Annotated in this window: 7 protein-coding genes; 5 read left to right on the top strand and 2 right to left on the bottom strand. The window is 29.8% G+C overall.

What is annotated here, in order from left to right; genetic code table 11:
* Nucleotides 1–130: 130 nt before the first annotated feature.
* The 4 genes from isaB (at nucleotide 131) to CD127_RS11085 (ending at nucleotide 3,704) form a co-directional block, all read left to right on the top strand.
* On the top strand, nucleotides 131–670 hold the full coding sequence (gene isaB, locus CD127_RS11100) for an immunodominant staphylococcal antigen IsaB family protein (protein WP_103366758.1): 540 nt from the start codon (nucleotides 131–133) through the stop codon (nucleotides 668–670).
* 212 nt (nucleotides 671–882) lie between these two features.
* Nucleotides 883–1,452, top strand: coding sequence for a hypothetical protein (locus CD127_RS11095; RefSeq protein ID WP_169926758.1), 570 nt, complete (start codon nucleotides 883–885; stop codon nucleotides 1,450–1,452).
* Nucleotides 1,453–1,623: 171 nt separating this feature from the next.
* Complete coding sequence (locus CD127_RS11090) at nucleotides 1,624–2,328, top strand: M23 family metallopeptidase (protein WP_167797392.1); 705 nt, start codon at nucleotides 1,624–1,626, stop codon at nucleotides 2,326–2,328.
* Nucleotides 2,329–2,636: 308 nt separating this feature from the next.
* Nucleotides 2,637–3,704 carry an acyltransferase family protein gene (locus tag CD127_RS11085; protein ID WP_103366755.1) on the top strand — a complete coding sequence of 356 codons (1,068 nt, stop codon included), beginning with the start codon at nucleotides 2,637–2,639 and terminating at the stop codon, nucleotides 3,702–3,704.
* Between the two features lie 139 nt (nucleotides 3,705–3,843).
* On the opposite strand, the gene CD127_RS11080 is transcribed toward CD127_RS11085, so the two are convergent.
* Nucleotides 3,844–4,815: a tRNA dihydrouridine synthase gene (locus tag CD127_RS11080; RefSeq protein ID WP_103299064.1), complete on the bottom strand. Its 972-nt coding sequence runs from the start codon at nucleotides 4,813–4,815 to the stop codon at nucleotides 3,844–3,846.
* A 277-nt stretch (nucleotides 4,816–5,092) separates the two neighbouring features.
* Here CD127_RS11080 and CD127_RS11075 point away from each other — a divergent pair, with 277 nt between their 5' ends.
* Nucleotides 5,093–6,274 carry an MFS transporter gene (locus tag CD127_RS11075; RefSeq protein WP_103366754.1) on the top strand — a complete coding sequence of 394 codons (1,182 nt, stop codon included), beginning with the start codon at nucleotides 5,093–5,095 and terminating at the stop codon, nucleotides 6,272–6,274.
* A 115-nt stretch (nucleotides 6,275–6,389) separates the two neighbouring features.
* Here CD127_RS11075 and CD127_RS11070 read toward each other — a convergent pair.
* Nucleotides 6,390–7,270 (bottom strand): LPXTG cell wall anchor domain-containing protein (locus CD127_RS11070; RefSeq protein ID WP_103366753.1); only part of this gene is annotated, 881 nt, incomplete at its 5' end.

The following is a 7,270-nucleotide window of genomic DNA, read 5'->3' as shown; positions in this document are numbered from 1 at the left end:
CATATAAAGTTAACAAAACTTTATACAGTATAATATTGCAAATTTTGTAATATAAATGTAATATTGTAATCGAATGGTAATATAAATTCTGGACTTGCTACTATTCAATTTAAATTAAAAGGAGAAAAATATGAAAAAAATTACTAAAATTACATTGTCATCTGTAGTAGCCCTTGGAACATTATTCGGAGTTGGATATTCAGTTGATAATCTTCATGGAAACGAAGCATATGCAGCGCAATATCAAAATGTAAAACCTTATTATAATTACAATGGTTATACATCAAAAGGTACGCCTTCTTTCGTTTTAGATCCAGCGTTTATTAATGCTTTAAAATACGACAATTTTAAAATCAATGGTGTGAAAATCCCTTATACAACTGGCAAAAAAGCGGTTCCTAATGCAATTAAAAATGTTCAAAAATACGACCAAACGTTTGCAATTACTAACTCTAATGGAACAGTAGCAAGATTTGTATCATTTGACGCAAATGGTAAATTGACAACAAAACAATTAATGAAGGCATATGGAAATAAATTGAAATTAGCAACTAATTCTCAAGATATAAAAGTGTATGTATATAATCCTAATAAACAACATTATGGTATTGCTTTCTACACTAACAAAGGTAAAGTTCAAAATATTATGATTGGCCATTTTGCAGTATAAATTTAAAGTACGAGTCTCTACAACTATAAAAAATTAGCTATGAAAAAATCTGTGATTATAGATTACTTCATAGCTTTTTTAGTGTTGAGGATTTCGATACATATATTTTGAAATTGTAATGATTTGCTAAATATCCAAGTGAATTATGAAAAATACAATTTTGACTTAGTAGTATTAAAATGAAATACTTTTCTTAAAGATAAAAAGGTGAGATGGCTATGATTGTAATCTTGTTTACTATATTTCTTATAACGGTAGGATTGTGCTTTTTGATAATTAAATTTTCAAGTGACCAAATTTTAAAGAAATCAAATAATTTAAACAAATATGAACGTTTAGCTCAAAAATTAAATGGTGATTTAAAATACCTATTGTCAGTAATTATATTTGTATTCGTAACCTTAGGCGTTAGCCAAATATTTACATATTATTTATTTAATGGGTCTTATTTTTTACTTATGTTAGTAACTTTAGGCTTTATTTTTGTTATCTATCTCTGTCCCTATGCATTAATCTTTTTACCTAATTTCAAAGGGAAGAGAGGTTTAGTGACTTTCAATATTGTATTATGGTGCATTGTTATAGCTCTGACGTTAGATTATAGTTTATTACTCTTAATAGATCGTAGTACAAAGATTTATACAGATGAAGGTTTAGTCACTTATAAATACGGTAGCGCGCTTTTAAAAAATCTTGGAGGCATCTCATATTTACTAACAGCGATTATGGGGCTAGCAATTCTTATTATAAGAGTAGTTTCAAATCGGCATTCTAAAGATTGATTTTATATGATTATTGGAGGTCATTTTATCAAAATTAGTGATTATTTAAATTGTATTGAAAATAATAAATACAACCTGTTATATCGAAATTTAGATAAAGAATTTAAAAGTAAAATAAAAAAACGACAGCTAAAAAAGATTATCCTGAAATATGAGGGTCACTCCCATGAATTGTTCAGTCAACTAGAGTTGAATAATTCAATCCGTTGCATCTATTTAAGTAAAGATAATAAATGGGGAATTGCTATAACTATTCATAAAGTAACTAAAAAGATATTAGGTTTATTACTCGTACCCCTCAATAATGAAAAAGAACGATTCTTTACAGATTTTAACTATTACATGCCTATTGATAAAGACTGGAAAGTTGTTTGGGGTGGCGATACCTTATTAACTAATTATCATAGCAACATTTCATCTCAAAAATATGCTTATGACTTACTGATTGAGAAAGAAAATAAAACTTATTCTGATGAAGGTAATCAAAACGGAGACTATTTTGCGTATAAGCAAAATATTGTTGCTCCACGCTCTGGTGTGGTTGTTGATGTACGTAACAGTATTAAAGACAATCAACCAGGAGTAATGAATGAAAAACAGTTATTAGGAAACTACGTGATTATGCGCCATGGAGAACAAGAGTATAGTTTGATAGCACATTTTATGCCCAACTCTATATTAGTGACGCCTGGTCAAAGTGTTAAAAGTGGTGACCTTTTAGGTAAGTGTGGTAATTCAGGTCATTCTTCTGAACCACATATCCATTTTCAAGTGATGACTACACCTTTATTGAGTGAGGATTGTTTATCAAAGAAAATTAAATTTGAAAATTTAGAGGATCCGCTCATTGGTGACATAGTAACTGGAAAAAATTAGTACTAACTCTCGGAATTTATTATATTCGATATGAAAATAAAAACACCTTATTAAGTTGAATTTAATCTAACTTAATAAGGTGTTTTGTCATATTTTTAAGTTGGTACACTTTTATTCACTCCAATTATCATATAAACATTTCAATGCGTAATCTAAAATACATAAAAATTAATAGTTGCAATATCAAAAAGTGAGTATTTGAATTATTTTGAATTTGCATAAAAATATATTATATAATGAAATTTGGCTGTGATTTTTTAAATTTAAACAGAAAATTCATGGTTTAGTATGTAAAAGGGAGAATGCAGATGAGAGTTTATACATCGATTATTTTTTGGATGAGGGCAATCGCTTGTTTAAGTGTTGTGATGATTCATACAATAACCACGACTTTTTATAAATTTGATATGCCAAATGAAGGCTATTTATTAAGAGTTTTTCAATTATTGTTATTGTATGCTACGCCAATGTTTGTTTTCATCTCAGAATTTTTATTAGCTAAACAATATAAAACTAAAGTTAAAGAGAATTTTTTCAAACAAAAACTACTTACTTTAGGAATACCATACATCATTATTAATATGGGTCTTGCTTTTGTGTATGGTCATCCGAAAAATTTCCAAGATTATTTAGAATCTGTTGGTTTTATGATGTTTCATGGGGGCACGTTAACATATTTTATTGTTATCATTTTTCAGTTTTATCTATTACATGTGCTATTTGCCAAGTATCTCGTGAAACTTAATCCAATAAAGTTAATTATATATTCATTAGTTATTACGTCTTTATTTTGGGCTATGAGAAACTTTATAGATGCACCCGAAAATATTTGGTTTAATTGGCTTTGGCAAAGAGAAGGATGGATGTTATTTATTGGATGGCTAAGTTACTTCTTACTAGGTTTCTATATGGGATACTATTATGAAACAATGATGAATCGCATTCAAAAATACACCTTACATATTGTAATCGGTACGATTGTAGTAACAATGATTGTTATATTCAACTATTTATCTGGAATTTTAACATTAGTTGATTCTAAAAGGTTTGATACACCTATTTATGTAACAATGGTTATTTTATTATTCTTCTTAATATCATCTTATATAAAATATGTTCCTAGATTTGTTATCTTTATTAGCAATTATTCATTTTCAATTTACTTAATTCACTACTTTTTTGTACATAGATTAGGATCGTTACATGAGCATCCATTTTTTAATATTATTTTTACATTTACATTAACTGTAACTTTCTCTGTATGTATAGCTTATGTTATGAATTTAAGTAAATACGGCAAGTATATCGTTGGCGGTATTGGGAAAATGAAGTATGAAAAATTTTATCAAAGTTATAAACAAAATTTAGTGGACTAGAACTGAGAGAGAAGAATAGATACATTAGTTTTAAATATCCTATGTATATAAAGGGCATTTTTTGAAACAATGTTAGTAAATAAAAACACCTTATTAAGTTGAATTTAATCTAACTTAATAAGGTGTTTTTGTCATATTTTTAAGCTTCATCCATTTGAGCTTCGAATTCGTCTAATAATGCGCGAGCTTCGTCTACTGTTTCAGTGCTCATCAATTGATGACGTAATTGGCTTGCGCCTTTGATGCCACGTACGTAGATTTTGAAGAATCTGCGTAGAGCTTTGAATTGTTGTGTTTCTTCAGTGGAATGCTTTTCAAATAATGTTAAATGCAATCTGAATAAGTCTAGTAGTTCTTTGCTTGTATGTTCGCGGGGCTCTTTTTCAAAGGCAAAAGGATTGTGGAAAATGCCTCTACCGATCATAACACCGTCAATGCCATATTTATTAGCAAGTTCTAGACCTTTCTGTCTGTCTGGGATATCGCCGTTAATCGTTAGTAATGTATTAGGTGCGATTTCGTCGCGCATTTCTTTAATAGCTGAGATTAATTCCCAGTGTGCATCTACTTTACTCATTTCTTTACGAGTACGAAGGTGGATAGATAGGTTTGCGATATCTTGTTTAAAGACGTGTTTTAACCATTCTTTCCACTCATCTATTTCATAATAACCTAGACGTGTTTTAACGCTTACTGGTAAGCCACCTGCTTTAGTGGCTTGAATGATTTCAGCTGCAACTTCAGGGCGTAGAATTAATCCTGAACCTTTACCTTTTTTTGCAACATTGGCTACGGGACATCCCATGTTTAAATCAATACCTTTAAAGCCCATCTCTGCTAAACCGATACTCATTTCTCGGAATTGCTCTGGCTTGTCGCCCCAAATATGAGCGACCATAGGCTGTTCATCTTCACTGAATGTTAAGCGTCCACGAACGCTGTGGATGCCCTCAGGATGGCAAAAGCTTTCTGTATTTGTAAACTCAGTGAAGAAGACGTCTGGTCTAGCTGCTTCACTAACCACGTGACGAAAGACGATATCTGTCACGTCTTCCATAGGTGCCAAAATAAAAAATGGACGTGGCAACTCACTCCAAAAATTTTCTTTCATAATATATTTAAACCTTCTTCTTTATTAATATCTCTAATTTTTATGCATGATGATATTACCACAAATGGTGAACTTATACAAAAGGAATTTTATTAGATATAAGGTTGAAGAGGGATGTCTACGCGTAGTCTAAAATATGTGCATAAGAGTTTATATTTTTGAAATAGTTTTTCAAATTTAAAGAGAGTAAATCACCTAAAATAAACAGAAAATTGACAATTTTCAGTAAAATAGTAATATTTATATATATTTCTGCTAACTAGAAAAGGGTGCATCTATGAATATTCAAACTATCAATTTATTATTATTTGATGTGATTTCGTCTATTGGATCTAAAATTTTTACTTTCGCTTGTGCATTTTATATTTTAAAAAATACTCACTCTCCGACAGTATACACATTGTATTTAACAATAATTGTACTGTCTACAATTTTAAGTCAACCATTATTTGGAGTATATGCTGATAAATATAACAATAAAAAAATAGTTATTATCTCACAAATTATAAATGTAATTGCTTTGAGTGTATTTATATGTATTTTTAATCATTACTTTTATTACATCATTCTACTAGGCGTTATTTTAAATTTAACGGATGGTGCAATAAGTATCATTGTAAATGCTAATATCAAAAATATCTCGGAAAAAGATATCGAACGTTTTATTTCTTTAAGACAAATGTATACTGTAGGGATTGGATTTTTAGCTCCAATTTTAGGGGGAATATTGATTGCAGCTTTAAAAATAGAATATTTAGCATTGATTAATGTGATTACAGAATTATTGGCAATGGTATTTATTATGGCTATAAAAATAGATAGAGTAATGGAAGTAACTAAAAATAGTTTAAAGCAAGATTTTAAAATTGGTTTCTCATATTTATTAAAAAATAAAACATTACTAAACTTTATGTTAGTAGCTATAATACTAAATTTTTTAATTAATTCGGTAGTAGTTGGTGTTCCAATTACTTCAATTCAAGTCATGAAATTAAGTTCGCAACAGTTTGGTGTGATTGAATCTTCACTAACAATCGGCATGTTTATCATATCTTTAGTATTTTCAATATATCCAATTAAAAATAAACTTACATTACCATTCCAAATTTCGATTATTTTACAATTTCTTGCAGTATTAATACTCAGTATGACTTTATTTTTAAATATACAAAATTACTTAGCTTTTGTGCTAATAGGTGTTGTATATTTTATAATTGGTTCAGCATTACCTTTAAGCAATATACCTTATTCAATTTATTTACAAAACTATATTGATGAACAATACAAAGGGCGAGTTTTTTCATTAAATCAATCAATAGTACAATCTTTAACTCCAGTATCATTTTTAGTTTTTGGTATTTTACTTAATTATTCTCAAAAGTTTATCTACTTAATCGTTTCTATATTGATATTATTCGTATTTATATACTTTAGTACTTATATGAAAAAGAAAATATAATTAGTTGTTGTATTAGGGATTTGAAAATATTGCATTAAGACAAAAGGCATCCAACACAAATTAAAAAGTGTTGGATGCTTTTTAAATAATATTAATTTACTTCTTTATTCTGTTATTAATGAGATGAATTTTTGCGTTTGAATGTGAAGAATACGCCAATTGCTAGGATAAGGGCGCCAATGGCTGTAGTAGCTAAAATAGGAGTTTCTTTAGCCCCTGTATTAGGAAGAGCTTGTTTGTGTTCTTTAGTTATTTGTTGTTGAGCGTGGTTAGTTTGTTGAGTTTGATTAGATGTAGCTTTTTCAGTTTGATCATTTAACATTTCGCTACCGCCGTGATTAACGCCGTTCTCATCGACATTTGTTTGGTAGAAATTACCATCTTTAGTCAAAGGTAAAGCATGCCCATTATTATCTCTAACAGCATTTGGTTTGAATACGCCTTCTGCCACGGTAATTGTAGTGTTATATTTATCAGCAATATCTTGAGTAGCATCGTTTAAAGCCAATTGATATTGTTGTTGAGATACACTGTTTGGATTAGGAACATTTTGTTCAAGTTCAGCATATTGTTCATTTGTCATGCCTTGAGGTGGAATACCGCCATAAGGACGTTCACCTTGTGTAGTTTGTTGACTTTGGTCAGATTTAGCTTTGTCAGTTTGATCATTTAACATTTTACTACCGGGGTGGTTAACGCCGTTCTCATCCACATTTGTTTGATAGAAATTACCATCTTTAGTTAAAGGTAAAGCATGTCCGTTATCATCTCTAACAGCGTTTGGTTTGAAAGAGCCTTCTGGGACAGTAATTGTAGTGTTATATTTGTCAGCGATATCTTGAGTAGCATCGTTTAAAGCCAATTGATATTGTTGTTGAGATACACTGTTTGGATTAGGAACGTTTTGTTCAAGTTCAGCATATTGTTCATTTGTCATGCCTTGAGGTGGAATACCGCCATAAGGACGTTCACCTTGTGTAGTTTGTTGGCTTTGAG

This window comes from Staphylococcus petrasii (assembly GCF_002902565.1).
Classification (GTDB): Bacteria; Bacillota; Bacilli; order Staphylococcales; family Staphylococcaceae; genus Staphylococcus; species Staphylococcus petrasii.
This window is presented reverse-complemented; position numbering and strand designations above follow the sequence as displayed.